Raw genomic sequence first — 26912 nt, 5'->3', positions numbered from 1 at the left:
TCAGGCTGCTGGCAGCGCCTGTTCAACCAGGTTCTGCCAGAAAGTAATGCCAATTGGCAGCAGCGCGTCGTTGAAGTCATAGCGGGCGTTGTGCAGCGGGGCGGAAGGCGTGTCGCCATCCGCGCCCAGCCAGAAGTAAGCACCCGGACAGGCCTCCATCATGCAGGCAAAATCTTCTGAAGCCATCGACGGATTAACCTGCCACTGAACCTGTTCGGCCCCCAGCGTCGCCAGCGCCACCTCGCGTACCTGCTCAGCCGGGGCCGCATGGTTGGCGGTCACCGGATAGCCCGGTAACCACTCAATCTCACCGCTCACGCCAAACGGACGTGGCAGGGTAGCGACAAACTCATCAATCAGCCCGCGCACTTTTTCGCGCACGCTGGTCTGCAGGCAGCGCACCGTGCCGCGCAGTACAATCTGTTCCGGGATCACGTTGATCGCTTCGCCACCGTGGATCTGCGTCACGCTGACCACCGCCGAGGCGAGCGGCGAGAGGCGACGTGACGGAATCGTCTGCAGCGCCAGAATCAGCTCGGCCGCCACCACCATTGGGTCGGCACCGCTTTCCGGCATCGCCGCGTGGCAGCTTTTGCCGTGCAGGGTAATCTCAAACGAATCCAGCGACGCCATCATGGCGCCAGGGTTAACCGCCAGTGACCCCAGCGGCAGGCCCGGCCAGTTGTGCATCGCATAGATCGCATCCATCGGGAAGCGCTGGAACAGTCCCTCTTCCACCATTTTGCGCGCACCGCCCAGGTTCTCTTCGGCAGGCTGAAAAATGAAATGTACCGTGCCGCGGAACTGGCGTGTGGCGGCCAGCTGTCGGGCGGCGGCCAGCAGAATGGCGCTGTGACCGTCGTGCCCGCAGGCGTGCATCACGCCAGGAGTCGCGGAGCGCCATTCAGTGTCGCCTTTTTCCGTAATCGGCAGCGCATCCATATCCGCACGCAGCCCGATAACCGGGCCGGGACCGTTTTCCAGCGTGCCAATCACGCCGGTGCCCGCCAGACCACGAAACACCTGCAATCCCGCCCGCTCTAACTCATCAGCGATAAACTGGCTGGTTTGCTGTTCCTGGTAACCTAATTCGGGGTGGCGATGAAACTCACGGCGCCAGCGCAGGGCATCTTCAAGCAGGGCAGGGGAAAGGGTCATGCAGAGTCGCGCTCCATACAGAATGAGAAGATTTCACTTTAGAGGTCGGGTGGCGCTGCGTCTATCGCCGGCAGGACGAAATCTGGCTATAGGCTAAATCAAAATGGAATAAGTAATAAGGAAGTGATGTCCGGGCAGGGCTTCAGAAGGGAAAAATGCGAAGAAAACGGGGCAAGTCGCTACCCGCCCCGTTCAGCGTATTACTTCTGCATCGGCAGGTTCAGTTCATGCTCTGCCGCGCAACTTTGTGCCAGCTCATAACCCGCGTCGGCATGACGCATCACGCCGGTGGCCGGGTCATTCCACAACACCCGACCCAGACGCGCATCCGCCTCTTTGCTGCCGTCACAGACAATCACCATACCGGCGTGCTGCGAGAAGCCCATACCGACACCGCCGCCGTGATGCAGGCTGACCCAGGTCGCACCGCCTGCGGTATTCAGCAGCGCGTTGAGCAGCGGCCAGTCTGAGATTGCATCCGAGCCATCCTTCATCGCTTCGGTTTCACGGTTAGGTGAGGCAACCGAGCCGCAGTCGAGATGGTCGCGGCCAATCACAACCGGCGCTTTCAGCTCGCCGTTGCGCACCATTTCATTGAACGCCAGACCGGCAAGATGCCGTTCGCCCAGTCCCAGCCAGCAGATACGCGCTGGCAATCCCTGGAAGGCGATGCGCTCCTGCGCCATATCCAGCCAGCGATGCAGCGTTTTGTGGTGCGGGAACAGTTCCTTGAGTTTCGCGTCGGTCTTGTAGATATCTTCCGGATCGCCGGACAGCGCCACCCAGCGGAACGGGCCTTTTCCTTCGCAGAACAGCGGACGGATGTAGGCCGGTACAAAACCAGGGAAGTCGAAGGCGTTGCTGACACCCTCATCCAGCGCTACCTGACGGATATTGTTGCCGTAATCCACGGTCGGGATGCCCATATGACAGAAGTCGAGCATCGCCTGCACGTGGACCGCCATTGAGGCACGCGCCGCTTTCTCTACTGCCTTCGGCTGTGAGACGCGTTCCTGCTGCCAGCGCGCCAGATCCCAGCCAGCCGGCAGATAGCCATTAATCGGATCGTGTGCCGAGGTCTGATCGGTGACGATGTCTGGTTTTGGCCCGCCCGCCCGGGCGCGTTTCACCAGCTCCGGCAGGATCTCGGCGGCATTGCCCAGCAGCCCGACCGAAATCGCTTTTTTCGCCGCGGTCGCTTCGCTGATTAACGCCAGCGCTTCATCCAGCGTAGTGGCTTTGTAATCTACATAGCGGGTACGCAGGCGGAAATCGATGCGCGACTCCTGACACTCAATCGCCAGCACACAGGCCCCGGCCAGAACGCCCGCCAGCGGTTGCGCGCCGCCCATGCCGCCCAGCCCGGCGGTGAGGATCCAGCGTCCGCTGAGGTCGTTGTTGTAGTGCTGACGTCCCGCTTCCACGAAGGTTTCGTAGGTGCCCTGCACGATGCCCTGCGCGCCGATATAGATCCAGGAACCGGCGGTCATCTGGCCGTACATCATCAGGCCCGCTTTATCCAGCTCATGGAAGTGATCCCAGGTCGCCCAGTGCGGCACCAGATTGGAGTTTGCCAGCAGTACGCGGGGTGCATCCGCATGGGTGCGGAATATGCCGACCGGCTTGCCACTCTGGATCAGCAGGGTTTCATCCGGCTGCAGTGCCCGCAGCGAACGCAGGATCTGCTCGAAGCACTCCCAGTTACGCGCCGCCTTACCGATGCCGCCATAAACCACCAGATCTTCCGGCCGCTCGGCAACATCGGGATCGAGGTTGTTCTGAATCATGCGGTAAGCGGCTTCAATCAGCCAGTTTGCGCAGTGCAGCGTAGTACCGTGAGGCGCGCGAATTTCACGTGCCACAGCCTGAGAAAGAGTTTCGCTCATGAAAGATTCCTTAATTCAAGAAGTTGGGCGCATGCTCGGCAGCAGCGCGGTCAATGCCTGAGGCCAGTCAGTGCGGCTTGCCCACTGACGCATTGCCTCGATATCGGGAGCCAGCAGACGATCCTCCTCAAGGAAGGCGACCTGCTCGCGAATGGTGTCGATGGCCTGCTCAATCAGCGCAGAGCTTTTCAGCGGCCGGTTGAATTCAATGCCCTGTGCGGCGGCCATCGCCTCAATGCCGACTACCGCGGCGCTGTTAAAGCACATGCTGCCGAGACGGCGGGCGGCGTAGGTTGCCATCGAGACGTGATCTTCCTGATTAGCGGAGGTCGGCAGGCTGTCGACGCTGCCCGGATGGGCCAGCGATTTGTTCTCAGAGGCCAGCGCGGCGGCGGTCACCTGAGCGATCATAAAGCCGGAGTTCACGCCGCCGTCGCGCACCAGGAAGGGCGGCAGGCCCGACAAGCCGCTGTCCAGCAGCAGCGCCAGCCGTCGCTCGGAGATGGCCCCGACTTCGGCAATCGCCAGCGCCAGGATGTCCGCAGCAAAGGCCACCGGTTCGGCGTGGAAGTTGCCGCCGGAGATCACATCGCCGCTGTCACTGAACACCAGCGGGTTGTCAGAGGCCGCGTTCGCTTCGATTTCCAGAATCCGCGCCGCGTGGCTGAAGTTGTCCAGGCAGGCACCCATCACCTGTGGCACGCAGCGGATGGAGTAGGGATCCTGAACGCGGCCGCAATGCGTATGCGACAGCACTATTTCACTGCCCTCAATCAGGGTGCTGACGGCAGCGGCGACGGCAATCTGACCATGCTGGCCGCGCGCCTGATGGATACGGGCGTCGAACGGTTTTAGCGAGCCTTTAATCGCCTCCAGCGACAGCGCACCGGCCATCAGACCGGCGGCAAACAGGTTTTCACCCTCAAACAGGCCGCGCAGCGCCAGCGCAGTTGAGACCTGGGTGCCGTTAAGCAGCGCCAGTCCCTCTTTCGGGCCGAGTACAAACGGCGACAGGCCCACGCTTGCCAGGCCTTCGGTTGCCGGAATCAACTCACCCCTGAGCCGGACCTGACCTTCGCCCAGCAGCATCAGGGACATGTGCGCCAGCGGTGCCAGATCGCCGGAGGCACCGACCGAGCCTTTTTCCGGGATGCAGGGCATGACTCCCGCATTGAACAGCGCCAGCAGCGCCTCAACCAGTTCGATTCGCACGCCAGAGTGACCGCGTGCCAGGCTGATGATTTTGGTGGCGACCACCAGACGGGTAACATTGTCGGGCAGCAGATCGCCCAGCCCGACGCTGTGTGACAGCACCAGATTACGCTGCAGATCCGCCAGCCGACTGGCCGGGATTTGCGTCTGCGCCAGCTTGCCGAAGCCGGTATTAATGCCATACACCACGTTGCCAGAGGCGACAATCGCATCCACGGTCTGCTGCGCCGCCGCAATTGCCTGACGCGCGGGCTCATCAAGCGTCAGCGTGACGTTGCCCTGATAGATAGCGCGTAATGTGGCGAGGTCCACCTCGCCTGGCACCAGGCGCAAAACCTGAAACGAACCTGACATAGTCTACTCCTGTCTATACAAGTGTGCTGGTGTGGCTAAACTGCTCTCCTTGCCCTGATCCAGCGGAATAATACGAGTGAAACATAAGCGTTAATTCTTGTCTATGCTTGTCTATACAATCAAAGGGAGCAAGCAAGTGCCGTGCCAGGCCGATCACAAAAATCGATTGCCCGTCCGCTGCGGGTTGACTATTTAGCGCTACTCAGAGGCTGCACCATCAGGATGCGCAGGCTGCACCATTGGGGCACCGCGCAGCGTACTGGATGTATATACATTCACACGGTGAGACAGTAAACTTAGGGGACTTTCAGCATAAGGAACAGCAAATGGTTGAGCATACGGCACTGGCACAACTGGCGGCGGCAATGAGCGATGAGCCTGCCCCGATTTATCAGCGGGTGAAGCAGGCCATCGTCAGCCAGATCCGTGAAGGGTTGTGGAAAGCGAATCAGCGTGTGCCATCAGAAAGTGAACTGGTTAATGAACTGGGCGTCAGCCGCATGACCATTAACCGGGCGCTGCGTGAACTCACCAGCGAAGGCTTTCTGGTGCGGATGCAGGGCGTCGGAACCTTCGTGGCGGAGATGAAAGGCTACACCGCCATGCTGGAGGTGCATAACATCGCCGATGAGATCGCTCAGCGCGGCCATCAGCACAGCTGCAAAATTCTCGCCATCGGCCAGGACAAAGCCGATCCTGAGCAGGCGGCGGTGCTGGGACTGACCACCGGGCAGACGCTTTATCATTCGCTGATTGTGCATTACGAAAATGATCTGCCGGTGCAGCTGGAGGACCGTCTGGTCAATCCGCTGGTCGCGCCCGATTACCTGACGCAGGATTATCAGCAGATGACGCCTTACACCTATCTGATGCGCGTCGCGCCGCTGACGGCGGGCGAGCACATTGTTGAAGCGGTGTTGCCCGATGCGCGTCAGCGTAAACATCTGTCGGTGGATGAGCACGAACCCTGCCTGCTGATTCGCCGTCAGACCTGGAGCGACACTAAAATCGTGACCTATGCGCGGCTGCTCTATCCCGGCTCACGTTACAAACTACTGGGCCGCTTCAGGGGACACGGTTAAGACGGGTAAACAGCAGCCGGGCATCGGTATCGCACGGGCTGAATGCTGTTTCTTCATCGACCCACCACGCGCCCTGCTGCGCAGTCAGCCGTTCCCCGTCAGCCATCTGCCAGGCGCCAGCCAGCACCCAGGCAACGCCATGCAGAGTGCTGACCGGCGTGGTCACCACCTCCACCGCTGCCTGCCATTCCCCGCGCCGCGTCATAATATTAAAATCTTCGCTGACGCTGCCCTGCAGCTTTGCCGTTAAGGCGAGTTCGCCGGCAAACGCCCAGGGCTGCTGAGGCGTCAGTAAGTGCTGCACGCCCGGCGCGGTCAGCAACACCGGATCGCCATGCAGCAGGGTAATCACCCGATCAATGTCAGGAAAGGCTGAGAAGGGACCATCCTGCGCCAGCGTCGCAATGCTGGCGCGCCAGCCGAAGCGCTCCTCGCCGGGTGGAAAGCTGATGATTTCGCGGGTTTCGCCGCCGCCGTTGCGCCAGCGGCTGACCGCCAGCTCCGCGTATGTGAACCGGGCGATCATCGCAGCGCCTCCATCGCCTGAGCAAAGCGGGCGGCACACGCCGTCTGGTGCGGATGCACCCCATCTTCAACCACGGCTTTACCCGCCACATAAACGTCCCGAATCTGATCGCGCTGCCCGGCAAAGAGCCAGCGGTTGAGGACGGCGTGCGACCCGACGCTGCCGAGCCACGCCTCATCCCGCAGCACCAGCCAGTCGGCACGTTGTCCCACCGCCAGCGTGCCCTGCTGAATGCCACACGCCTGCGCACCGCCTGCTGCTGCCTGTTGCCACAGCAGATCGCCTACCGACGGCTGGCCGGGCAGGGTAATCCGGTTGCGGCGCTGGTCGCGCAGTCGCTGAGCATACTCCAGCCAGCGCAGCTCTTCCTGGGCGCTCAGCGAGACGTGACTGTCAGAGCCGATGCCCCAGCGTCCGCCCTGCGCGATGTACTCCACTGCCGGGAAGATGCCGTCACCGAGGTTGGCTTCGGTGGTCGGGCAGAGACCCGCCACTGCGCCGCTGCGGGCGAGACGCGCCAGCTCACTCTCATCCAGATGGGTGGCGTGGATCAGGCACCAGCGCGCATCCACCTCAAAGCGGTTCAGCAGCCAGGCCACCGGACGCTCGCCGCTCCACGCCAGCGAGTCATTCACCTCTTTCTGCTGTTCAGCCACATGGATATGTACCGGCAGTGTCAGATCACTGGCCGCCAGCACGTCCTGCATCTGGCTTTCACTCACCGCCCGCAGTGAATGGAAACAGAGGCCACGGTTCAGCAGTGGCCTTTGCTGCTGCCACGTATCAAGCCGCGCCTGCTGTTGCAGATAGCGGTCGGTCTGCTGGATAAAACGCTTCTGACCCGCGGACGCTGGCTGGCTGCCGAAGCCGCTGTAGCTGTAGAGCACCGGCAGCAGCGTCTGGCCGATACCGGCGATCTCCGCCGCTTCAATCAGCTGTTGCAGCATCGCATCATCACTGTAGGGCGCACCCTGTGTGTCGTGGTGCAGGTAGTGAAACTCTGCCACATGGGTGTAGCCGCCTTTCAGCATCTCGATGTAGAGCAGGGCGGCAATATCGCCCACCTGTTGCGGCGTCAGGCGCTGCACCATGCGGTACATCAGATCCCGCCACGTCCAGAAACTGTCCTGAGGATCGCCCGCTACTTCAGCCAGACCCGCCATGGCACGCTGGAAGGCGTGCGAGTGCAGGTTGGCGATTGCCGGGATCACCTCGCCGTTGAGCCGGATAGCCTGATCAGCGTGGCTATCCGGGGTAATGGAGTCGATAAAACCGGCCTGATTGACCGTGATACGCACCTGCTGCTGCCAGCCCTCCGCCAGCAGGGCACGCGAGGCAAAAAAAGTCGCCATGGTTGATCCTCATCGGATGTGGTTGTATATACATATACATACTTTGAGGCACAGTGTAAACGGCGGAGGCATGAGGCAGCGATGGCAGAAGAGATGCGCGTAGAGACGGTGTGGACCGGGGCTGACCTGGTCACCATGCGTGACGGAAAGTACCATCTTATCCCGCAGGGGGCGCTGGTGGTGCGGGCGGGCAGGCTGGTGTGGGTCGGGCCGCAGGCGGAGATGCCCGCGTTCGTCGCCGATCAGCATCATCATCTGCCGGGCGGCATCGTGACCCCGGGGCTGGTGGATTGTCATACCCACCTGGTGTTTGGCGGCGACCGCAGCCAGGAGTTTGAACAGCGCCTGAATGGCGTCAGCTATGCAGAGATTGCCGCGCAGGGCGGTGGCATCCTCTCAACCGTGCGCGCTACCCGTGCCGCTACTGAAGAGGAACTGGTGGCATCGGCTCGCTGGCGGCTAAACCGCCTGCTGGCAGAGGGCGTCACCACCGTGGAGATCAAGTCCGGCTATGGCCTGGATGAAGAGAGCGAACTGCGGATGTTGCGGGCGATTCGCCAGCTGGGAGAGAGCGTAGCTGCTGACGTCCGTGCCACCTGTCTGGCGGCACATGCTTTTCCGCCGGAGTTTAAGCACGACCCGGATGGCTGGGTCGATATCATCTGCGAACGGCTGCTGCCGCAGGTGCAGGCACTGGGACTGGCGGATGCGGTGGATGCGTTCTGCGAGCATCTCGCCTTTTCACCGCAGCAGGTAGCGCGGGTGTTTGACCGGGCAGTGGCGCTGGGCATGCCGGTGAAACTGCATGCGGAGCAGCTCTCGGCGTCAGGTGGCGCAGCACTGGCGGCCCGCTATGGGGCGCTCTCTGCGGACCACCTTGAATATGCCACCGAGGAGGATGCCAGAGCGATGGCACAACATGGCACCGTGGCGGTGCTGCTGCCTGGTGCATTTTATCTGCTGCGGGAGACGCAGCGTCCGCCGGTGGATCTCTTCCGGCGCTATGGCGTGCCGATGGCGCTGGCCAGCGATGCCAATCCCGGCACCTCGCCTGCGCTGTCGCTGCGTCTGATGCTTAATATGGGCTGTACCCTGTTTGGCATGACGCCGGAAGAGGCGCTGGCGGGCGTCACGCTGTGGGGGGCAAAAGCGCTGGGGCTGGCTGACAGTCACGGCTCGCTGGAGGCGGGAAAAGTGGCGAACTTCGTTCACTGGCCGCTGGCCCGTCCGGCAGAACTGGTTTACTGGCTGGGTGGTGAACTGCCCTGTACCGTTATCTATCGTGGAGAACCGCAATGAACCCTTTCCATTTTACCCAGGGCAGTCTGCCGCTGCTGGTCAGCATTCCCCACGCCGGTACCGAGCTGACGCCCGACGTGGAAGCCGGACTGAGTGAGGCCGCGCGCGGCTTACCCGACACCGACTGGCATATTCCCCTGCTGTATGATTTTGTGCGTGATCTCGGGGCCAGCGTGTTAATCGGCCGCTACTCCCGCTTTGTGGTCGATCTCAATCGCCCGCCCGATAACCAGCCGCTCTACACCAGCGCCACCACCGGCCTGTTCCCGGAAACCCTGTTCGACGGTACACCGACCTTTGCACCAGGCAAAACACCCGACGACACGGCGCGTCAGGGCTACATCGATCAGATCTGGCAGCCCTATCATCAGCAGATTCAACAGGAGCTGGCGCGGCTCAAAGCGCAGCATGGCTATGCGCTGCTGTTTGACGCCCACTCTATCGCCAGTGAAATTCCCCGCCTGTTTGACGGCCGTCTGCCCGATATCAACATAGGCACCAACGACGGCGCAAGCTGCACGCCTGCAATGAGTGCGGCGCTGGAGGCCGTGTGCGCGGCGCAGAACGACTACAGCTGGGTGATTAACGGGCGCTTTAAAGGCGGTTACATCACCCGTGCCTACGGTCAGCCGCAGCAGCAGATTGAGGCGGTCCAGCTGGAGCTGGCGCAGCTCAACTACATGGATGAAACCCCACCTTACGCCTGGCAGCAGGCGCGTGCCGCCCGGTTGCAGAACGTGCTTAAGGCACTGATCCACGCCATGCTGGCGCAGGCTAAACCGCAATAAAACTCACCAGAGCGATGCGCCACTCCGGTGCATCGCTGCCCTGCTTAAGTGCAGCGGCGGGCAGGTCGCCTGCCATCTCATAGACTCCCGCCGCTTTTTTCCACCTCTGCAGAGCTGGCATAACCTTTGCTTGGTTGTATGTACAAGTGCAGCAGCACCGCCATCTGCGTAATAAATTCTGTCTGGCTCACAAAACGATAAAGCCGGCAATGAACTGCGCTGCGTTAACTTGTATATACATGACATATCATCCTGTGAAATTTATGTTAAATCTCGTCAGGGCGATCACCAGACCGCTACTTTCAGGAGAACCGTATGACGCACCCTCTGACTCTTCGTCGTTTATGTCTCACTACGCTGGTTTCCAGCCTGCTGCTCTGTGGCGTCAGCGCCCAGGCCAAAGAGTGGAAGTCGATCACCATTGCCACCGAAGGCAGTTATGAACCCTGGAACCTCACCCTGCCAGGCGGCAAACTGGGCGGTTTTGAACCGGAGCTGATGGCCGATCTCTGCCAGCGTATGGCAATACAGTGCAAGCTGGTGGTGCAGAACTGGGATGGAATGATCGCCGGTCTGAATGCCGGAAAATATGATGTGATCATGGATGCAATTGTGATTACCCCCGAGCGCAAGAAAGTGATCAATTTCACCGTGCCCTACGCCTCTACGCCCGCCACCTTCATCACGGTGAAAGGGTCGTTGCTGCCTGCCGACAGTAAGATCATCAAACTCACCGACGATGAGAAAACCGTGGAGCCTGCCATTGCACCCCTTAAAGCGGCGCTGAAGGGCAAAACCATCGGTATCGCCTCCGGCACCGTCTACACGCCGTTTATCGACAAGTACTTCAAAGAGGTGGCGGATGTCCGTGAATACACCAGCTCAGCCGATGCGATCCTCGATTTGCAGGCGGGGCGTATTGACGCGGTGTTTGACGATGTGACCTTTGCGCAGTCGATGCTGGCGCGACCGGATAACCGTAACCTCAGCTTTAGCGGTCCGCAGCTGGGCGGCCCAATCTGGGGTGAGGGCGAGGCGATGGGCGTGCGCATGGCAGACAACGATCTGAAAGCCCGGCTGGATCAGGCGATCAAAGCCGCGCTGGCCGATGGCACAGTGAAAAAGCTGAGCGAGAAGTGGTTCAAAACTGACGTCACACCCTGAGTGAGGTAACTGATGATAAGCCTGCTGAGTTTTGGCCCGGAGGGCTGGGGACGGTTGATTCTGAGTGCCACGCTGACGACGTTGCTGCTCTCATTTGCCGCGCTGCTGGTCGGTGCGGTAGTGGGATCGGGCGTTGCCGCTGCAAAGTTATCCCCGCACCGCGCGGTGCGCTGGGCAGGGGAAGGCTACTCGGTGATCTTTCGTGGCATCCCTGAGCTGCTGGTGATCTACCTGTTCTACTTCGGCGGATCGGGATTGATCACGCAGATCGGACAACTGTTTGGCGCGGACGGGTTTATCGAAGCGCCGCCGTTTCTGATCGGGGCGCTGGCCATCGGGCTTATCTCCGGCTCTTACCAGGCGGAAGTCTATCGTGCCGCACGGCTGGCCCTGGCGAAAGGGGAGATTGAAGCCGCTGTCGCTATTGGTATGCCGCGCTGGCGCATCCGGCAACGCATCCTGCTGCCGCAGGTAGCGCGCTATGCGCTGCCCGGCCTGTCAAACGTCTGGCAGATGAGCCTGAAAGACTCGGCGCTGGTGTCAGTGACCGGCATTGTCGAGCTAATGCGGGCCAGCCAGATTGCGGCCGGCTCCACCCGTGATTACTTCTCCTTTTATCTGGTGGGCGGTGCCTGTTATCTGCTGCTGACGCTGCTGTCGAACCGCGCCTTTCTGAGGGCTGAATCCCGTCTGGGTCGCGCCTGGCAAAGCCGCACCGCTGCACAGCATTAAGGAGACTTATGATCGATTTCGCGTTCCTCACTGACACCTTCCTGAAACTCAGCGCCGCGTTGCCGGTTACGCTGGGCCTGTTTATCAGCGCCTTTCTGTGCGGTGGCGTGCTGGCGGTGGGTATTCTGGCGCTGCGCATGAGCCGCTGGCGTCTGCTGAGTGCTTTTGCCCGTGGCTACATTCTGGTGTTTCGCGGCTCGCCGCTGATGATCCAGCTGTTCCTGATCTACTACGGTCTGGGGCAGTTTGGTGTGATCCGGCACAGTCTCTTCTGGCCGTTTCTGCGTGAGCCCTTTACCTGTGCGGTGCTGGCGCTGTCGCTCTGCACCGCCGCCTACACCGCGGAGATCCTGCGCGGCGCGCTGCTGGCTGTGCCGCCCGGTCAGGTGGAGGCGGGGATGGCGTGCGGCATGTCGCGCGGGCTGCTGCTGCGGCGCATTATCGCGCCGGTGATGCTGCGTTATGCGCTGCCCGCTTACTCCACCGAGGCGATTCTGCTGGTGAAGTCGACCGCGCTGGCCAGTCTGGTCACGGTCTGGGATGTCACCGGGGTGGCGCAGCAGATTATCCAGCGTACTTACCGCACCATGGAGGTGTTTCTCTGTGCGGCGGCAATCTACCTGATCCTCAACTTCATCATTGTGCAACTCTATGCCCTGCTGGAGCGGCGTCTGACGCCTGTTCATAAACCGGAAAAAAAGCCGTTACCGGCCGCTAAGCCGATTCCTGGAGGAAAATAAACATGTCTGAACTGCCACCCGTCACGCTGTCGGCCAGCGATATCCATAAATCCTTTGGCGCCATGGAGGTGCTGAAAGGCATCTCGCTGCAGGCGCACCAGGGCGATGTTATCTCAATACTCGGTGCCAGCGGCTCGGGCAAAAGTACGCTGCTGCGCTGCATTAATCTCCTTGAGACGCCTGACGCGGGCGTGGTCAGCGTGGGCGGTGAAACCATTGAGATGAAGCGCCATGCCCGGGGACACCAGCTGGCGGCTAATCCGCGTCAGATTGAGCGGCTGCGCTCCCGGCTCGGCATGGTGTTTCAGAGCTTTAACCTCTGGTCTCACCTGACGGTGCTGCAAAATGTCATTGAAGGGCCGCACTACGTCCTCAAGCGCGATAAAAAAGCCTGTATTGCCCAGGCGGAACAGCTGCTGGATCGGGTCGGTCTGCTGAATCGCAAAGATTTCTATCCCGCCCAGCTTTCAGGCGGTCAGCAGCAGCGGGTGGCGATCGCCCGGGCGCTGGCAATGGACCCGGAGGTGATGCTGTTTGATGAGCCAACTTCGGCACTCGATCCGGAACTGGTAGGCGAGGTGCTGAAGGTCATGCGCAGCCTGGCGGAAGAGGGCCGCACTATGCTGGTGGTGACCCATGAAATGGGTTTTGCCCGCAACGTCTCTAACCGGGTGGTGTTTATGCATCAGGGCACTATTGATTGTCAGGGCACGCCAGAAGCGATGTTCGGCGAGGCGGGATCGGCGCGCTTTAAGCAGTTTATCTCCAGTCATCATCAGGTGGAGCCGGCGGTATGAGCGACGTAATACGTCAGACGCTGGTCTGGGGCGATGGCCCGCTGAAATGGCAGGCGCTGGTGCAGGTCGCCCGGCACGGCGCCACCCTGACGCTGAGCGATAGTGCCTGGCAGCGCATTGCGCAGAGCCGTGAAATCGTCGGTAATATCGTGGCGGCGGGGCAGGTGGCTTACGGCATCAATACCGGGCTGGGGGCGTTGTGCAACATTACCCTGTCTGAAGATGAGCTGAGCCAGCTGTCGCGCAATACCCTGCTGAGTCATGCCTGTGGCGTCGGGCCGGTGCTGGCAAAACCCGAGGTCCGCGCCATTCTGTGCGCTGCGATTGCGAACTACAGTCACGGCAAATCGGGTGTTTCAGTGGCGCTGGTGCAACAGCTACTGGCGCTGCTAAACCTGCAGATTACGCCACAGGTACCGTCGCAGGGATCGGTGGGGTATCTGACCCACATGGCGCATATCGGCCTGGCGCTGATTGGCATCGGCGAGGTGGAGTGGCAGGGTGAAATCATGCCCGCGCAGCAGGCGCTGGCCCAGGCGGGATTAGCCCCTTACCGGCCTGGTGCCAAAGAGGGGCTGAGCCTGGTCAACGGCACGCCCTGCATGACCGGCTTAGCCTGTCTGGCGCTGGACGATGCCGAACGGCTGCTGGACTGGGCAGACGTTACCGGTGCGATGAGCTTTGAGGCGCTGCGCGGTCAGATGGTGGCGTTTGACCCTGAGGTACTGGCGCTGAAGGCCAGCCCGGGGATTCAGCGCAGCGGCGAACGACTGCGCCAGTTGCTGAGTGACAGCCCGCTGCTGAAAGCCAGCGTTGGCATCCGGACTCAGGATGCACTCAGTCTGCGCTCGATGCCGCAGGTGCACGGCGCCTGTCGCGATCAGTTTAGTCACGCTGTTCGTCAGGTGGAGACCGAACTCAACGCCTGTACCGACAATCCGCTGGTACTGGGGACGCCGCAGGCCTGGCGCGTGGTGTCACAGTCCAATCCGCATGGCGAGTCGGTGGCAATGGCCTGCGACCTGCTGGCGATTGCGATGGCGGAGCTGGGCAGCATCGCCGAGCGGCGGCTTGATCGGCTGGTGAATCCGCTGGTCAGCGGCCTGCCGCCGTTTCTGGTGGCCGAGCCGGGCGTCAATTCCGGCATGATGATTGCGCAGTACGTGGCGGCGTCACTCTGCGCGGAGAACCGTCAGCTGGCGCAGCCTGCGGTGCTTGATAACTATGTCACTTCAGGATTACAGGAGGATCATCTGAGCCTTGGCACCGGCTCGGCGCTGAAGCTGCTGAAACTGGTCAGCAATGTTGATCACATTATCGCGATTGAGTATCTGCTGGCGGCGCAGGCGCTGGAGTTTCACGGTGAGTCACAGCTGGCAGCAGGCACGCGGCGCGCCTGGCAGCATTTGCGGCAGGTTGTTGAGCGCTGGCAGCAGGATCGCTGGCTGGCACCCGACATCGCCCGCGCGGTAGCTCAGATTAAAGCGCACCGGGCCGATGCGCTTGTGGGGTGAGGATTACCTGCGGCGCGCGTCCGGACGGACTAAATCAAAACGTTGCGCTTCGCTGATGCCGTAATAGGCGCTGGGGCCGCCCGCGCGCAGAATCGGCTCGGCTTTAGCGGTCTGATAAATGCCCTCTTCCAGCAGCGATTCATCGATGTGAATCGCCACCGCTTCACCCAGCACCAGCCAGCTGTCGATCAGATTGCCGCTGGCATCCTGCAGCTGAATCAGTTGCGTCAGGCGGCACTCGAAGTTGACCGGGCTCTCTGCCACCAGACTGGCGCTGACCTGTGAAGCCGCCAGCGGCGTTAAACCGGCAAAGGCGAACTCATCCTGATCGGCAGGCAGCGAGGCGGAACTTTCGTTCATCGCTTCCGCCAGCGGACGGGTCGCCAGGTTCCAGACAAACTCTTTGGTCTCAGCAATATTTCTCACGCTGTCTTTCCAGCCACTACTGGCGAAACCGATAATCGGTGGATGATAGTTGAAACAGTTAAAGAAGCTGTAAGGTGCCAGATTGTGCTGGCCGCTGCTGCTCACTGAGCTAATCCAGCCGATCGGGCGCGGCCCGATAATGGCGTTCAGCGGATCGTGCGGCAGACCGTGACCAGCACGGGGTTGATAGGAATAGCGTTTCCGGGTCATAACTTCTCCAGCAGGGAATTTTATTTATCTTAGCCCGACAGCATCGCCCGACGGAATCGGAAAGAGGTAAGCGGATGGTGCGGGTTTATTTTCCGCCGCCTACAGCGTATTGTACGCGCGCCTGAATAATTGAGAGAACGTATGAAAAAGTCAGCCAGCACGTCGCCCTTCCACGCCCGCAATCGCCATCAGGGCGAATACGATTTTGCCGCGTTAACCGCTGCCCATCCGCCGCTGAAAGCCAAAGTCCGGCCCAATGGGTATGGCGTGCAGTCCGTGGATTTCGCGGACCCGGAGGCGGTGATGCTGCTGAACCAGGCGCTGATCAAACTATTTTACGACATCGACTGGCAGCTGGCTCCCGGCTCACTCTGCCCGCCCGTGCCGGGACGCGCCGATTATCTGCACTACCTTGCCGATCTGCTGGCGCTGGATAACAACGGCGTGATTCCGACGGCGGACGTTCTGGATGTCGGCTGCGGTGCAAACTGCATCTATCCGCTGATTGGCGCGGCAGAATATGGCTGGCGCTTTACCGGCACCGAAGTCGATGAAGCCGCCATCAAAGCCGCTAACCGCATTGTTGCGGCCAATCCGCGCCTGACGCGCCAGATCCGTCTGCGTCGTCAGAAAAACAGCGATGCAGTGCTGGCTGGTGTGGTCAGTAAAACTGAATTTTTCAGTGCAGTGATGTGTAACCCGCCATTCCACGCCTCGGCGGAAGAGGCGGTATCGGGATCGCAGCGTAAGGTCCGCAATCTCGGACTGGATAAGAGTGCGCCGCTCAACTTTGGCGGCCAGCACAATGAGCTGTGGTATCCCGGGGGCGAAAAAGGTTTTATCGGCAAGATGATCGCCGAGAGCGTGGCGTTTGGTCGTCAGATCGGCTGGTTTACCTCGCTGGTGTCGCGCAAAGAGAACTTACCGGCGCTGGAAAAACAGCTGCAGGCGCTCGACGTGGCGGAGATGCGGATGGTTAATATGGCGCAGGGTCAGAAGCAGAGTCGCTTCCTGGCGTGGAGTTTTATGCCTGCCGCCCAGCGCACTAAACTGCTGAGTCGCCTGGGGAACTGAGGTGTCGCTTTACATGGTAACAGGTGTATCTGTGGGCGAAGAGTAAAATAGAACGGGCCGCGATGCGGCCCGTTTTGATTGTTGACAACGCCCGACTCGGTGGAGGTAAGACCGAGCTGGCACAGGGAACCCGGTCAGATCGGAAAGACGCAAAGGCTGTCATCCATGACACGCTCGGCCCGCGCCGTCCCTGGCGCGGGACGCTTTCCTCTTCTGACCGGGTTCCCTGTGCTTCGGGTTTATTCGTTGCTGCCAGATTTACCCTGGTTTGGATTGTCATCAGTTTTAACGGGCCGCTTAGCGGCCCATTTTGATCAGGAGACGTGCTGCAGGAATTCGCGCAGACGCTCGCTGGGTGGGTTGCTGATCAGGCTGTCGGGATCGCCATCTTCCGCAATCCGGCCTTTATCGATAAAGATCAGCCGTGAAGCCACCTTCTGTGCGAAGCCCACTTCGTGCGTCACAATCACCATCGTCATGCCTTCTTCGGCCAGATCCTGCATCACCTTCAGCACTTCGTGACGCAGTTCCGGGTCGAGCGCTGAGGTTGGCTCATCAAACAGCATCATTTTCGGCTTAACTGCCAGTGCACGGGCAATCGCCACGCGCTGCTGCTGACCGCCGGAAAGCTCAGACGGAAAGTGGTGCGCGCGCTCGGCGAGGCCCACTTTGCCCAGCAACTCACGCGCCAGCTGGCGTGCCGCCTCTTTGCTGGCACCGCGCACACGGATAGGACCAAAGGCGACGTTATCCAGCGCACTCATCTGTGGGAACAGATGAAACTGCTGAAACACCATGCCCGCTTCCTGACGAATCAGGCGGTCATCGACTTTCGGATCATTGACGCGCAGGCCATCGACAATCAGTTCGCCACTGGTGATCTCTTCCAGCTTGTTAATACAGCGCAGCAGGGTTGATTTACCGGAACCGGATGGGCCGATAATCACCACCACTTCGCCCTGGTTAATCTTCAGGTCGATATTGTGCAGCACCTGGGTCTGGCCAAAATGTTTGGAGACATCTTTAAATTCAATCACAGGATTTTCACCCTTTTCTCAATGCGGCGCAGCACAAAGCTCAACACCAGCGTAATAACCAGATAGATAATCGCGACGGCGCTCCAGATTTCCAGCGCGCGGAAGTTACCGGCAATAATCTCCTGACCCTGACGGGTCAGTTCAGCCACACCAATAACGATAAACAGCGAAGTATCTTTGATGCTGACAATCCACTGGTTGCCCAGCGGTGGCAGCATGCGGCGCAGTGCCAGCGGCATAATCACGTAGCGCAGCGTCTCGCGGCTCGACAGGCCAAGCGCCAGTCCGGCTTCGCGGAAGCCCTTGTTGATCGACAGCACGGCACCACGGGTAATCTCGGCAATGTAAGCGCCGGAGTTAATCATGATGGTCACCACCGCCGCGCTGAAGGGATCAATGCGCAGGTCGGGGAACGCCATCGGCAAAGCAAAATAGATAAACATCACCTGCACCACGATAGGGGTGCCGCGAATGATTTCGATAAACACCAGTGCGATGTTATTGGTGATCCAGCCACCGTAAGCGCGGGCAAAGCCCGCTACCAGGCCGATGAAGAGGCCGCCAACCAGTCCAATAATTGAGATAATTAAGGTCAGTTTAGCGCCTTCAAGCAGCGCTGGCATGGCGGGCCAGATGACGCTCCAGTCAAACTCCATGGTGTCACTCCAGATATGTTGCGATGGAAAAAAGCAGGGAAAAAGTTCCCCTGCTGAAATCAGATAACGGGCAAATTATTATTTAGGTTCGGTGCCAAACCATTTTTTATAGAGCGTGTTGTAGGTGCCGTTCTCTTTCAGGGTTTTCAGTGCGCCGTTTACTTTTTCACGTAAATCGTCGCTGCCTTTCGGGAAGGCGATACCATACTGCTGCGCTTCAATTGAATCGCCTACCGCTTTAAAGCGGCCTTTACCGGCGGTATGGATGAAGTAAAGGATGTTTGGCGTGTCATGCAGCACGGCGTCCGCACGGTTAGTGCCCAGCTCCATATAGGCGCTGTCGATATTCGGGAACTGACGCAGATCTTTGGATTTGATGTTGGCTTTCGCGTATTCCACGGAGCCGGTGCCGCTTTTCACTGCGACCACTTTACCGTTCAGATCGCTGATGCCTTTGATGTCGTTTTCATTGTTACGCACCATCACCTGCAGACCGCTTTTGTAATAGCCGTCAGAGAACTCAATCGCTTTTTTACGTTCCTCGGTAATGGTGATACCCGCCAGTGCCAGATCGACATTGCGCGTTTGCAGTGCAGGGATAATGCCGCTGAAGTCCATTGGCTTCAGGGTGTAATCGAGCTTCAGCTCTTTCGCAATGGCATCCCACAGATCCACATCGAAGCCGACATATTTATCACCCTGTTTAAATTCAAACGGAACAAAGGCGGTATCCGTGGCGACGACCAGCTTTTTGTCTGCTGCAGTGGAAGAGAGAGAGAAGGCCAGCGCCAGCGCGGCCACAGAAACTTTTAACAGTGACTTCATCATTTTTCCTTTTTTTACTACCAGGCGGCAGGGCCTGCGTTTGCGGCTTGTCATATGAAAGAATTATGCCAACTTTGCAAAATCCGCGAAATCAGAGAGTTAAATAACATAGCTGACACGATTTTGCAGTTAATTCTGCCATTGCACTATTTTGGTGCTCAGTTTTGGTGCAGGTGGCTGTTTTGGTGCAAGCGGTAGTGTGCCTCAGATGTTAAGGCTGTGAAGCGGAGGAGGGAAGAACTGTTAACAGGGTCATAAAAATGCGGTAACACAGACGTAAAAAAGGCGGGTTTCCCCGCCTGACAGACTGCATTGAGTCTTATTCGATGTTCGCTTCGATAAACCACAGGAATTTATCAAGGTCACGTGATGCCGCAGTAAAGATATCAGCGGTATCTTCGTCTTTTACTTCAGTGATCGCTTTACGGGTGTCATTCGCGACAACGCTGTAACGGTCTGCCAGCGCTTTCAGATGATCCTGAACGCTGTGAATATTCAGCGGATAGCTCTTCAGCGGAGTCGTATCGTTAACGACCTGCGTGGTGCCCAGTGCCACGCCACCCAGCTGAACCACACGCTCGGCAATAGTATCCTGATGATCGGTAATCGCGGTGCGGAAGCCGTCCAGCATCTCATGCACACCGATAAAATTAGCACCGCGCATGTTCCAGTGCGCCTGCTTAGTGATCAATGACAGGTCAATAAACTCGACTACCAGACGGTTTAACACCGCGATGGTGGCTTTTTTATCGTCTTCGGCCACATCATTGCGGGTATAAATCAGGTCAGAAGATTTAGTTTTAACCAATTTAGCGGTACTCATCGTTTCAGTCCTCTCTTTGATGGTTGTCCTAATCAAGTACCGGATAAGTATAGCAGCGCTTTTCAGCTTTGCAGAAACGACTTTGTCGATGGATGAAATAGCGTGCGTCTTTAGTCAGAGCAGAGCTGGGCTAAGAAGGTTAATGCCATGTTAAAATATAAAACCAAATAAATAGCTATTTAAATCATGTTGTTATTCTATTATGTAAATAACTGGTAAGTGTCTGTTTCAAAATAGGCAACTCAGGAAGGAGCGAAGATTAGGAATAATTCTCATGATGAGCATGATTATTATTTAGCCCCGCCTGCAGGCGGGGCGGATAGCGTTTATTTTTGGATATCGTCTGATAATTCAACGCTGTTTAACTGACTCTTTTTCGGCCGCATGGTCAGCGTTGAACCTGCCGAGGCGATGATGATCGCCAGCAGCGCCAGCCACTGAAGTCCGGTCAGGGTTTCCCCCAGAAACAGCATGCCGGAAAAGGCAGCCATGGCGGGTTCCAGACTCATCAGCGTGCCGAAGATGCGCGCCGGTAAGCGGGTGAGGGCGATCATCTCCAGCGAATAGGGGATGGCGCTGGAGAGCAGGGCAACCAGCAACGCGATCGGCATAACGGCCCATGTCCAGATGCCACTTTCTGCGAACGTCAGCCCCAGCGGTACAAAAATCACTGAGGCAATCAGCGACCCGATAGCCACTGTCGCCGGGCCATGTTCTGCGCCTGCCCGCTGTCCCGCCAGGATATAGATCGCCCAGCAGGCGCCTGCACTCACTGCCAGCGCAGCGCCCAGCGGATCAATCGCAGTCATGCCTGTGCCAAAAGGCAGCAGGAACCACAGACCAATCACGGCCAGCAGCACCCAGACAAAATCCAGTGGCCGTCGCGATCCGAATAGCGCCAGCGCCAGTGGGCCGGTAAATTCCAGTCCCACCGCCACACCCAGCGGCACGGTACGAATCGCCAGATAGAACGTGAAATTCATTGTGCCCAGCGCCAGTCCATACATCAGGAGTGGCAGACGTTGTTCCCGGCTAAAGCGTAAACGCCAGGGTTTGAAGATAATACAGAGTATCAGGGTGCCAAAGCCCAGACGCAGCGCGGTGATGCCGGTAGCGCCAACGGCAGGAAACAGGCTTTTCGCCAGCGAAGCACCGCCCTGAAGCGACAGCATCGCAATCAGCAGCACGGCAATCGGCATCACTATCGGGGCAAGGTTTTTAGAAGCGGGAGAGGCAGACATCCTGTGTACTTTTCCTGGTCATCAACGTAATGAGTCAGCCAGTGTAAAGGAAATAGCAGGCAAAAAATCACGGAATGGGGTTTTAAATTTCTCTCAACTGAGCGATTTTTGGCCAGAATCAGGGCCATTTAGGTAAAGAAATGTCAGGTTTTTTTAGGATTTAACTTAAAGAACGAAATGAGCACAAAATGATTATTGCAGAAAGATGACGGATTTTATAAGAAAAATGAATGACATAGGTTGTCGCATTAACTTCCTGTTACACCAAACATTCTGTTAGACAACAAAATCCGGGCAGAGTTTCTCGCTATTTTTTGTTATATTTTCAGCGTTGTCAGGAGAGAAGTATTTTCACATTTGAGGTGGTTATGAAAAAAATTGCATGTCTTTCAGCATTAGCCTGTGTACTGGCAGTATCTGCAGGTTCAGCAATGGCACAGAGCACCGTAACTGGTGGCTATGCTCAGAGCGACTATCAGGGCGTAGCTAACAAAGCTAACGGCTTCAACCTGAAATACCGCTACGAAGACGGTTCTAACCCACTGGGTTGGATCGGTTCATTCACCTACACAGAAAAAGATAACACCGATTCTGGCATTTATAACAAAGGCCAGTACTACGGTGTGACCGGTGGTCCTGCTTTCCGTCTGAACGACTGGGCAAGCATCTACGGTGTTGTGGGTATCGGCTACGGTAAATTCCAGCAGAACGATACTTCATCACGCGATAAAACTGATTCAAGCGACGTAGGTTTCTCTTACGGCGCAGGTCTGCAGTTTAACCCAGTTCAGGACTTCGCAGTTGACGTTGGTTACGAGCAGAGCCGTATCCGTAACGTTGACGTTGGCACCTGGATTGCTGGCGTAGGTTACAGCTTCTAAGTTTAGCTTAGCTGACCTGCAAAAAAGCGGCCCCTTGTGGGCCGTTTTTTATTGTGCTGATTTACTCACCCTTCTCTCGTATCTGCACGTTTCCCGACTTTTCCGGATCGCTGTAGCCGATCAGCAGCCATGCTGGTTGAAGCCGCAGGTCATATTGATTCGATGGGGAAACAGGAAAAAGAGAGAGCAGAAAGGGAGAGTGCGCCTCTCAGCCAGCGGCTGAAAGGCATAGAATCAGGATTAGCCGCGCCAGATGAGATTCTCACAGCGACGATCGTCAGACTTATGGCCCAGCAGTTTTTCCAGCAACATCAGACGCAGTGTGAACGGTGAACGCGTCAGCAGGCACAGCCAGGATTTCATCTCCGTGGTTGTTTTCTTCTCAGCCTGGAAGCATTTACTGCAATCTAAGCAACATTTCAGGGTGCTCATAGAATCACCTCCCAATCATTGTCGACGCGGTAGTCAGCAGCCTGCGGTGAGAGGCGTCATCATCACCGGAGCAACAGAGGATCACCAGGGATCGCTCTTTTGCTGCTTACATTATCGTCAAATATAGCACTGGCTATATCCTTTAGCCAAGGCTAATGACGAAAAATTTGAGCTTCTTTGCGGCTGGTTTACAATGAGCGCAGCTAAATCCGTACAGCAGTGACAGTACGGGAAAAAATAATGAGGAAGCTGAATGAGTCGTCGTGCTAAAAGCGTGGTTTCTGCGCCAAAAGGACCACTGAAAGATATTGAAGAGCATGTCGAAGGTTTTCGGCAGGTGCGTGAAGCGCATCGTCGGGAATTAATTGATGACTACGTTGAGTTAATCTCTGATTTGATTGGTGAATTTGGCGAAGCGCGTCAGGTTGATATGGCGGCCCGCTTGGGCGTTTCACAACCTACCGTAGCGAAAATGCTGAAGCGGCTTGGCAGTGCCGGGCTGGTTGAACAGGTGCCTTACCGCGGTGTCTTCCTGACCGGTGAAGGGGAGAAACTGGCAGAGGAGAGCCGCGCCCGTCATCACATTGTTGAAAGTTTTCTGCTGGCGTTAGGCATCAGTCCCGAAACTGCCCGACGTGATTCAGAAGGAATTGAGCATCACGTCAGTGATGAAACGCTGGCCGTATTTAAGAAATTCTCCGAAACCCGCTAACGCTAAGGCGTACCTTCATCATGCCTCAACTGCTTCGATCTTTTTTGCATGACTCTGTTTTGCATTTATTAATCGTGATTGGTGTAGTTCTGGCATTTCTGGCGGATTTTCGCTGGGCCGATCTGCCCGGTGCCGTAGACTGGCATACCATTATTACGCTCACCGGATTGTTGATCCTGACCAAAGGGCTGGAAACCAGTGGCTATTTTGACGTGCTGGGGGGACGACTGATTGCGCGTTTCCGGCACGAACGTGCGCTGGCGCTGTTTATGGTGCTGGCTGCCGCGTTGCTCTCTACGTTTCTGACCAATGATGTGGCGCTGTTTATTCTGGTGCCGCTGACGCTGACGCTGCGAAAGTTCTCTCACTTACCTATCTCGCGACTGATCATCTTCGAAGCGCTGGCGGTCAACGCCGGATCCCTGCTGACGCCGGTCGGCAACCCGCAAAACATTCTGCTGTGGAGCCACGGCAAACTAAGCGTTGTCGCGTTTATTGTGCAGATGCTGCCGCTGGCCGCCTGGCTGCTGCTTAGCCTGATGGTATTAACCTGGTTCAGCTTTTCAAAGCGCTCGATTGATAAGCATGACAACCCGGAACAGCCGCAGTGGCAGAAGCCGCTGTTTATTGTCAGCGTGGTGCTATACCTGCTGTTTATCGCCGGACTGGAGCTGGAAATCACCGGTTGGGTCCTGCTGCTGATTCTTGCCACGTTCCTGGTGATGGCGCGTCCGGTGCTGCTGCGCATCGACTGGAGCCTGCTGGCGGTGTTTATCGCCATGTTTATTGACGTCTTCCTGATGACGCGTCTGCCGGTGATGCAGGCTCACTTTGATGCGGTTTCTCATTTCGGTCAGGGGCAGCTCTACCTGCTGGCGATTGGTCTGTCACAGGTGATCAGCAACGTTCCGGCGACGATTCTGCTGCTGCAAAAAGTCCCGCCTGGCGATGTGCTGGCCTGGGCGGTCAATATTGGCGGATTCGGCCTGCTGCCGGGTTCGCTCGCTAACCTTATTGCCCTGCGTATGGCGAAAGATCGGGCCGTCTGGTGGCATTTCCATCTCTTTTCTCTCCCTCTGCTTGCCTGGTCGATGGCCAGCGGCTGGCTGCTGTTGCGGCTGCTTAATTAGGCCCGACGCATCCTGCTACCCGCCACAGGTGGCAGGATGTGCGCCATTTCTCAAGTTTCGTAAAGTTGCGCTGGATTTTGTCAGTTTCCGATATAAGGTTAACATGACCTTTATGCCCGGGAATTAGGGCCTTAGCCAGTGATGGGAACTATGAGCGAGAATAACCAACGCGATCCACACCAGCAGGACGCAGAAAATGCGACGGATAAAAACCGTCAGTCAGAGGAAAATCAGGACAACGACCAGCAGCCTGAGCGTAAACGCCCCGGTAAAAAGCCGCTGATTATTCTGGCGGTAGTGGTGGTTATTATGCTGATTGTCGGCTTCTGGTTCTGGTTCACTACCCGCAATATTGAAACCACCGACGACGCCTTTACCGAAGGCGATGCCGTTACCATTGCGCCTAAAGCCTCCGGCTATGTCGTGAAGCTGCTGGTGAAAGATAACCAGCGGGTGAAGAAGGGCGATCTGCTGGTGGAGATCGATCCCAGCGACAATCGTGCCCAGCGTGAGCAGGCTAATGCGCAGCTCGGTTTAGCTGTCGCACAGCTGCATCAGGCGCAGGCTCAACTGGCGCTGTCAAAGGTACAGTATCCGGCACAGCGCGATCAGGCGCTGGCGGATCAGGCGAAAGCCGAAGCGAATCTGCTTAATGCGCAGGCGGATTATCGTCGCCAGCGCGGCGTCGATCCGCGTGCGACCAGTCAGCGTAATATCGACAGCGCGTCCGCGCAGTTACGTTCGGCGCAGGCGCAGTTACAAAGCGCGAAAGCACAGGTTGAAGTGGCGTCACAGGTTGCTCTGCAGATTCGCCAGCAGGAGACCAATGTTGAAGCGCGTCAGCAACAGGTTGAGCAGGCGAAGGCGCAGTTAAGCACGGCCGATCTTAATCTCTCCTATACCCAGGTTCGCGCGCCCTATGACGGGTTTGTCACCAAGCGTAACGTTCAGCTGGGCACACTGGTGCAGGCGGGATCGTCGCTGTTTTCGCTGGTCTCGCCTGAGATCTGGGTCACCGCTAACTTCAAAGAGTCTCAGCTGCAACACATGAATCCTGGCGACAAAGTTGAAATCAGCGTCGATGCCTGGCCGGATATGAAGCTGGAAGGGCATGTTGACAGTATTCAGATGGGCTCTGGTTCTCGCTTCTCGACTTTCCCGTCAGAAAACGCCACCGGTAACTATGTGAAAATCGTTCAGCGCGTGCCGGTGAAAATCGTCATCGACAAGGGCCTTGATCCGAACCATCCTCTGCCGCTGGGTCTCTCTGTTGAACCGAAGGTAACGGTGGAATGAGTACGGCGCAGAGCTGGAAACCCGCCAGTAATCCGTGGTTAGTGGCGATCACGGTCACGCTGGCGGTGTTTATGGAGATCCTCGACACCACCATTGTTAACGTGGCGCTGCCGCATATCGCCGGTTCGCTCTCCTCCAGTTACGATGAGTCAACCTGGGTGCTGACCTCCTATCTGGTGGCGAACGGCATTGTGCTGCCTATCTCTGCGTTCTTCAGCCGACTGTTTGGCCGTAAACAGTTTTTCCTGATCTGCATCGTGATGTTTACCATCTGCTCCTTCCTGTGCGGCATCGCTACCGAACTGTGGCAAATCATTCTGTTCCGCGTGCTGCAGGGCTTTTTTGGTGGCGGATTGCAGCCGGTTCAGCAGTCTGTGCTGCTGGACTACTTCAAGGCGGAAGATCGCGGCAAGGCATTTGGGCTCTCCTCCATTGCCATTATTGTCGCGCCGGTGATTGGCCCGACATTAGGTGGCTGGATTACCGACAACTACAGCTGGCGCTGGGTGTTCTTTATCAACATTCCGGTCGGCGTGCTTACCGTACTGGCGATCTATCAGCTGCTGGAAGATCCACCGTGGGAGCGTAAATGGGCCAAAGGTAAGCTGAAGATCGACTATATCGGCATCAGCCTGATTACCTTAGGACTGGCTTGTCTGCAGGTGATGCTGGATCGCGGAGAGGATGAGGACTGGTTTGCCTCGCACTTTATCGTGCTGTTCGCCATTCTGGCCTTGATTGGCATCGTCGGTGCCATCTACTGGCTGATGTATGCCCGTAAGCCAGTGGTCGATATTCTGGTGATGAAAGACCGCAACTTCTGGGTCGCCGGGCTGTTGATGGCGGGGATGGCGATGATTCTGTATGGCAGCTCCGTAGTGCTGCCACAGCTGGCGCAGCAGGATCTGGGGTACACCGCCACCTGGTCAGGTCTGGTTTTATCGCCTGGCGCGGTGCTGATTGTGCTGACCATACCGCTGGTGCTGAAACTGATGCCAATCGTTCAGACGCGCTACATCATTGCCTTTGGCTTTAGCTGTCTGGCCGTGGCGTTTCTCTACTCCGCCACCTTAACGCCCAACGTTGATTTCACCACTTTGGTGTTGATGCGCAGCGCACAGTCAATCGGGCTGGGTTTCCTGTTTGTCCCGCTGACGACTATCGCCTTTGTCACCATTCCGCAGCGGCTTAATGCTGACGCCTCGGCGCTGTTTACCATGTTCCGTAACGTGGCCGGATCGATTGGGATTTCACTCTCGACCGCTGCCATTACCGAGCGCGAACAGGTGCGGTCAGCGCACATGGTGCATAACATGACGCCGCTGAATGAGCCGTTCAACATTACGCTTCAGCACTGGGCGCAGGCGATACGCGACTTAACCTCGGCGGTGGGCGATCCCGTCACGCTGGCAACCGGTCAGCTCTATCAGGAGATGATTGCGCAGTCGCGTATCCTCGCTTACATCGATGTCTTCTCAGGCCTGAGTATTGTCGCCCTGATTTTGATTCCATTTTGTTGGCTGCTGTCGCCGATTAAGAGCGAAGGCAGTGCAGGAGCACACTAA

The 26912-nt window shown here is 57.7% G+C and carries 27 protein-coding genes; 14 read left to right on the top strand and 13 right to left on the bottom strand.

All coding sequences use genetic code 11. From position 1 onward, the window contains the following. From HFD94_RS01090 to hutH (HFD94_RS01080), 3 genes are all read right to left on the bottom strand, one after another. Positions 1-1158, bottom strand: coding sequence for a M20 aminoacylase family protein (locus tag HFD94_RS01090; protein ID WP_031591721.1), 1158 nt, complete (start codon positions 1156-1158; stop codon positions 1-3). A gap of 200 nt (positions 1159-1358) precedes the next feature. Further along, on the bottom strand, positions 1359-3044 hold the full coding sequence (gene hutU / locus HFD94_RS01085) for a urocanate hydratase (RefSeq protein ID WP_033757077.1): 1686 nt from the start codon (positions 3042-3044) through the stop codon (positions 1359-1361). A gap of 15 nt (positions 3045-3059) precedes the next feature. Next, positions 3060-4610, bottom strand: a complete 1551-nt coding sequence (gene hutH / locus HFD94_RS01080) for a histidine ammonia-lyase (RefSeq protein WP_010254298.1) — start codon at positions 4608-4610, stop codon at positions 3060-3062. Positions 4611-4936: 326 nt separating this feature from the next. Here hutH (HFD94_RS01080) and hutC point away from each other — a divergent pair, with 326 nt between their 5' ends. Next, positions 4937-5692 (top strand): histidine utilization repressor, encoded by a 756-nt coding sequence (gene hutC, locus HFD94_RS01075; protein WP_010254300.1) that lies wholly within the window; start codon positions 4937-4939, stop codon positions 5690-5692. Here the strand turns inward: hutC and HFD94_RS01070 are convergent. Together HFD94_RS01070 and HFD94_RS01065 are read right to left on the bottom strand one after the other, a co-directional pair. After that, the gene (locus tag HFD94_RS01070) at positions 5676-6218 is read right to left on the bottom strand and encodes a HutD family protein (RefSeq protein WP_167432711.1); all 543 of its coding nucleotides are present in this window, start codon (positions 6216-6218) and stop codon (positions 5676-5678) included. The two genes, hutC and HFD94_RS01070, sit on opposite strands and share 17 nt — an antisense overlap. Continuing rightward, positions 6215-7570 (bottom strand): formimidoylglutamate deiminase, encoded by a 1356-nt coding sequence (locus HFD94_RS01065; protein WP_167432710.1) that lies wholly within the window; start codon positions 7568-7570, stop codon positions 6215-6217. The genes HFD94_RS01070 and HFD94_RS01065 overlap by 4 nt, the downstream gene beginning before the upstream one ends. Before the next feature lie 81 nt (positions 7571-7651). On the opposite strand from HFD94_RS01065, the gene hutI reads away from it, so the two are divergent. Continuing rightward, entirely contained in the window at positions 7652-8869 is a 1218-nt protein-coding gene (hutI, locus tag HFD94_RS01060) for an imidazolonepropionase (RefSeq protein ID WP_031293039.1), read from the top strand. Beyond that, positions 8866-9657 (top strand): N-formylglutamate deformylase, encoded by a 792-nt coding sequence (gene hutG, locus HFD94_RS01055; protein ID WP_062758093.1) that lies wholly within the window; start codon positions 8866-8868, stop codon positions 9655-9657. Before hutI ends, hutG begins: the two co-directional genes overlap by 4 nt. Here hutG and HFD94_RS23090 read toward each other — a convergent pair. Next, positions 9644-9778: a hypothetical protein gene (locus HFD94_RS23090; RefSeq protein ID WP_256378004.1), complete on the bottom strand. Its 135-nt coding sequence runs from the start codon at positions 9776-9778 to the stop codon at positions 9644-9646. The two genes, hutG and HFD94_RS23090, sit on opposite strands and share 14 nt — an antisense overlap. A 194-nt stretch (positions 9779-9972) precedes the next feature. Between HFD94_RS23090 and HFD94_RS01050 the strand changes: the two genes are divergently transcribed. Genes HFD94_RS01050 through hutH (HFD94_RS01030) form a run of 5 tightly spaced genes read left to right on the top strand, consistent with a single transcriptional unit; the run spans position 9973 to position 14604 of the window. Beyond that, positions 9973-10821, top strand: a complete 849-nt coding sequence (locus HFD94_RS01050) for a transporter substrate-binding domain-containing protein (RefSeq protein WP_010669726.1) — start codon at positions 9973-9975, stop codon at positions 10819-10821. Between the two features lie 12 nt (positions 10822-10833). Then, positions 10834-11553, top strand: coding sequence for an ABC transporter permease (locus HFD94_RS01045; protein ID WP_010254310.1), 720 nt, complete (start codon positions 10834-10836; stop codon positions 11551-11553). Between the two features lie 8 nt (positions 11554-11561). Beyond that, entirely contained in the window at positions 11562-12293 is a 732-nt protein-coding gene (locus HFD94_RS01040; protein WP_010254311.1) for an ABC transporter permease, read from the top strand. A 2-nt stretch (positions 12294-12295) separates the two neighbouring features. Next, the gene (locus tag HFD94_RS01035) at positions 12296-13090 is read left to right on the top strand and encodes an ABC transporter ATP-binding protein (RefSeq protein WP_122889065.1); all 795 of its coding nucleotides are present in this window, start codon (positions 12296-12298) and stop codon (positions 13088-13090) included. Continuing rightward, positions 13087-14604 (top strand): histidine ammonia-lyase, encoded by a 1518-nt coding sequence (gene hutH, locus HFD94_RS01030; protein WP_122889064.1) that lies wholly within the window; start codon positions 13087-13089, stop codon positions 14602-14604. The genes HFD94_RS01035 and hutH (HFD94_RS01030) overlap by 4 nt, the downstream gene beginning before the upstream one ends. Positions 14605-14607: 3 nt before the next feature. Here hutH (HFD94_RS01030) and HFD94_RS01025 read toward each other — a convergent pair whose 3' ends face one another. After that, on the bottom strand, positions 14608-15240 hold the full coding sequence (locus tag HFD94_RS01025; protein ID WP_022625978.1) for a flavin reductase family protein: 633 nt from the start codon (positions 15238-15240) through the stop codon (positions 14608-14610). Positions 15241-15381: 141 nt separating this feature from the next. Between HFD94_RS01025 and rlmF the strand changes: the two genes are divergently transcribed. After that, on the top strand, positions 15382-16314 hold the full coding sequence (gene rlmF / locus HFD94_RS01020) for a 23S rRNA (adenine(1618)-N(6))-methyltransferase RlmF (RefSeq protein ID WP_122889062.1): 933 nt from the start codon (positions 15382-15384) through the stop codon (positions 16312-16314). Between the two features lie 314 nt (positions 16315-16628). On the opposite strand, the gene glnQ is transcribed toward rlmF, so the two are convergent. The 5 genes from glnQ to rhtA form a co-directional block, all read right to left on the bottom strand. After that, positions 16629-17351 (bottom strand): glutamine ABC transporter ATP-binding protein GlnQ, encoded by a 723-nt coding sequence (gene glnQ, locus HFD94_RS01015; protein WP_010254327.1) that lies wholly within the window; start codon positions 17349-17351, stop codon positions 16629-16631. Beyond that, complete coding sequence (gene glnP / locus HFD94_RS01010) at positions 17348-18007, bottom strand: glutamine ABC transporter permease GlnP (RefSeq protein ID WP_022625976.1); 660 nt, start codon at positions 18005-18007, stop codon at positions 17348-17350. The genes glnQ and glnP overlap by 4 nt, the downstream gene beginning before the upstream one ends. 78 nt (positions 18008-18085) lie before the next feature. Continuing rightward, entirely contained in the window at positions 18086-18832 is a 747-nt protein-coding gene (gene glnH / locus HFD94_RS01005; protein ID WP_010254333.1) for a glutamine ABC transporter substrate-binding protein GlnH, read from the bottom strand. A 319-nt stretch (positions 18833-19151) separates the two neighbouring features. Then, positions 19152-19655: a DNA starvation/stationary phase protection protein Dps gene (dps, locus tag HFD94_RS01000; RefSeq protein WP_010254336.1), complete on the bottom strand. Its 504-nt coding sequence runs from the start codon at positions 19653-19655 to the stop codon at positions 19152-19154. A gap of 326 nt (positions 19656-19981) precedes the next feature. After that, the gene (gene rhtA, locus HFD94_RS00995) at positions 19982-20896 is read right to left on the bottom strand and encodes a threonine/homoserine exporter RhtA (protein ID WP_010254339.1); all 915 of its coding nucleotides are present in this window, start codon (positions 20894-20896) and stop codon (positions 19982-19984) included. Positions 20897-21264: 368 nt separating this feature from the next. On the opposite strand from rhtA, the gene ompX reads away from it, so the two are divergent. After that, positions 21265-21777 carry an outer membrane protein OmpX gene (gene ompX / locus HFD94_RS00990; protein ID WP_010254344.1) on the top strand — a complete coding sequence of 171 codons (513 nt, stop codon included), beginning with the start codon at positions 21265-21267 and terminating at the stop codon, positions 21775-21777. Positions 21778-22017: 240 nt separating this feature from the next. Here the strand turns inward: ompX and HFD94_RS00985 are convergent, their stop codons facing one another. Then, positions 22018-22209, bottom strand: a complete 192-nt coding sequence (locus HFD94_RS00985; protein WP_122458979.1) for a hypothetical protein — start codon at positions 22207-22209, stop codon at positions 22018-22020. Between the two features lie 253 nt (positions 22210-22462). Between HFD94_RS00985 and mntR the strand changes: the two genes are divergently transcribed. The 4 genes from mntR to HFD94_RS00965 all read left to right on the top strand — a co-directional run bounded on the left by mntR (position 22463) and on the right by HFD94_RS00965 (position 26912). Next, positions 22463-22921 (top strand): manganese-binding transcriptional regulator MntR, encoded by a 459-nt coding sequence (gene mntR, locus HFD94_RS00980; RefSeq protein WP_010254350.1) that lies wholly within the window; start codon positions 22463-22465, stop codon positions 22919-22921. 20 nt (positions 22922-22941) lie between these two features. Continuing rightward, the gene (locus HFD94_RS00975; RefSeq protein WP_022625975.1) at positions 22942-24051 is read left to right on the top strand and encodes an SLC13 family permease; all 1110 of its coding nucleotides are present in this window, start codon (positions 22942-22944) and stop codon (positions 24049-24051) included. 150 nt (positions 24052-24201) lie between these two features. Further along, positions 24202-25347: an HlyD family secretion protein gene (locus HFD94_RS00970; RefSeq protein ID WP_010254357.1), complete on the top strand. Its 1146-nt coding sequence runs from the start codon at positions 24202-24204 to the stop codon at positions 25345-25347. Beyond that, positions 25344-26912: a DHA2 family efflux MFS transporter permease subunit gene (locus HFD94_RS00965; RefSeq protein WP_167432709.1), complete on the top strand. Its 1569-nt coding sequence runs from the start codon at positions 25344-25346 to the stop codon at positions 26910-26912. Before HFD94_RS00970 ends, HFD94_RS00965 begins: the two co-directional genes overlap by 4 nt.

The organism is Pantoea sp. EKM20T (assembly GCF_011800485.1).
GTDB lineage: Bacteria > Pseudomonadota > Gammaproteobacteria > Enterobacterales > Enterobacteriaceae > Pantoea > Pantoea agglomerans.
The sequence above is the reverse complement of the archived record's forward strand: the minus strand, read 5'-3'. Positions and strand labels throughout refer to the sequence as shown.

Excerpts from the sequence above, each read along its gene's own strand:
- HFD94_RS01040 (WP_010254311.1), top strand. The coding sequence starts at position 11,562 with ATGATCGATTTCGCGTTCCTCACTGACACCTTCCTGAAACTCAGCGCC.
- rhtA (WP_010254339.1), bottom strand. The coding sequence starts at position 20,896 with ATGTCTGCCTCTCCCGCTTCTAAAAACCTTGCCCCGATAGTGATGCCG.
- ompX (WP_010254344.1), top strand. The coding sequence starts at position 21,265 with ATGAAAAAAATTGCATGTCTTTCAGCATTAGCCTGTGTACTGGCAGTA.
- hutG (WP_062758093.1), top strand. The coding sequence starts at position 8,866 with ATGAACCCTTTCCATTTTACCCAGGGCAGTCTGCCGCTGCTGGTCAGC.
- HFD94_RS01065 (WP_167432710.1), bottom strand. The coding sequence starts at position 7,570 with ATGGCGACTTTTTTTGCCTCGCGTGCCCTGCTGGCGGAGGGCTGGCAG.
- HFD94_RS01050 (WP_010669726.1), top strand. The coding sequence starts at position 9,973 with ATGACGCACCCTCTGACTCTTCGTCGTTTATGTCTCACTACGCTGGTT.
- mntR (WP_010254350.1), top strand. The coding sequence starts at position 22,463 with ATGAGTCGTCGTGCTAAAAGCGTGGTTTCTGCGCCAAAAGGACCACTG.
- HFD94_RS00965 (WP_167432709.1), top strand. The coding sequence starts at position 25,344 with ATGAGTACGGCGCAGAGCTGGAAACCCGCCAGTAATCCGTGGTTAGTG.
- HFD94_RS00985 (WP_122458979.1), bottom strand. The coding sequence starts at position 22,209 with ATGAGCACCCTGAAATGTTGCTTAGATTGCAGTAAATGCTTCCAGGCT.
- HFD94_RS01070 (WP_167432711.1), bottom strand. The coding sequence starts at position 6,218 with ATGATCGCCCGGTTCACATACGCGGAGCTGGCGGTCAGCCGCTGGCGC.
- glnH (WP_010254333.1), bottom strand. The coding sequence starts at position 18,832 with ATGAAGTCACTGTTAAAAGTTTCTGTGGCCGCGCTGGCGCTGGCCTTC.
- HFD94_RS01090 (WP_031591721.1), bottom strand. The coding sequence starts at position 1,158 with ATGACCCTTTCCCCTGCCCTGCTTGAAGATGCCCTGCGCTGGCGCCGT.
- glnP (WP_022625976.1), bottom strand. The coding sequence starts at position 18,007 with ATGGAGTTTGACTGGAGCGTCATCTGGCCCGCCATGCCAGCGCTGCTT.
- rlmF (WP_122889062.1), top strand. The coding sequence starts at position 15,382 with ATGAAAAAGTCAGCCAGCACGTCGCCCTTCCACGCCCGCAATCGCCAT.
- HFD94_RS00970 (WP_010254357.1), top strand. The coding sequence starts at position 24,202 with ATGAGCGAGAATAACCAACGCGATCCACACCAGCAGGACGCAGAAAAT.
- HFD94_RS23090 (WP_256378004.1), bottom strand. The coding sequence starts at position 9,778 with ATGCCAGCTCTGCAGAGGTGGAAAAAAGCGGCGGGAGTCTATGAGATG.
- HFD94_RS01025 (WP_022625978.1), bottom strand. The coding sequence starts at position 15,240 with ATGACCCGGAAACGCTATTCCTATCAACCCCGTGCTGGTCACGGTCTG.
- dps (WP_010254336.1), bottom strand. The coding sequence starts at position 19,655 with ATGAGTACCGCTAAATTGGTTAAAACTAAATCTTCTGACCTGATTTAT.
- HFD94_RS01035 (WP_122889065.1), top strand. The coding sequence starts at position 12,296 with ATGTCTGAACTGCCACCCGTCACGCTGTCGGCCAGCGATATCCATAAA.
- hutC (WP_010254300.1), top strand. The coding sequence starts at position 4,937 with ATGGTTGAGCATACGGCACTGGCACAACTGGCGGCGGCAATGAGCGAT.
- hutI (WP_031293039.1), top strand. The coding sequence starts at position 7,652 with ATGGCAGAAGAGATGCGCGTAGAGACGGTGTGGACCGGGGCTGACCTG.
- hutH (WP_010254298.1), bottom strand. The coding sequence starts at position 4,610 with ATGTCAGGTTCGTTTCAGGTTTTGCGCCTGGTGCCAGGCGAGGTGGAC.
- HFD94_RS01045 (WP_010254310.1), top strand. The coding sequence starts at position 10,834 with ATGATAAGCCTGCTGAGTTTTGGCCCGGAGGGCTGGGGACGGTTGATT.
- HFD94_RS00975 (WP_022625975.1), top strand. The coding sequence starts at position 22,942 with ATGCCTCAACTGCTTCGATCTTTTTTGCATGACTCTGTTTTGCATTTA.
- hutU (WP_033757077.1), bottom strand. The coding sequence starts at position 3,044 with ATGAGCGAAACTCTTTCTCAGGCTGTGGCACGTGAAATTCGCGCGCCT.
- hutH (WP_122889064.1), top strand. The coding sequence starts at position 13,087 with ATGAGCGACGTAATACGTCAGACGCTGGTCTGGGGCGATGGCCCGCTG.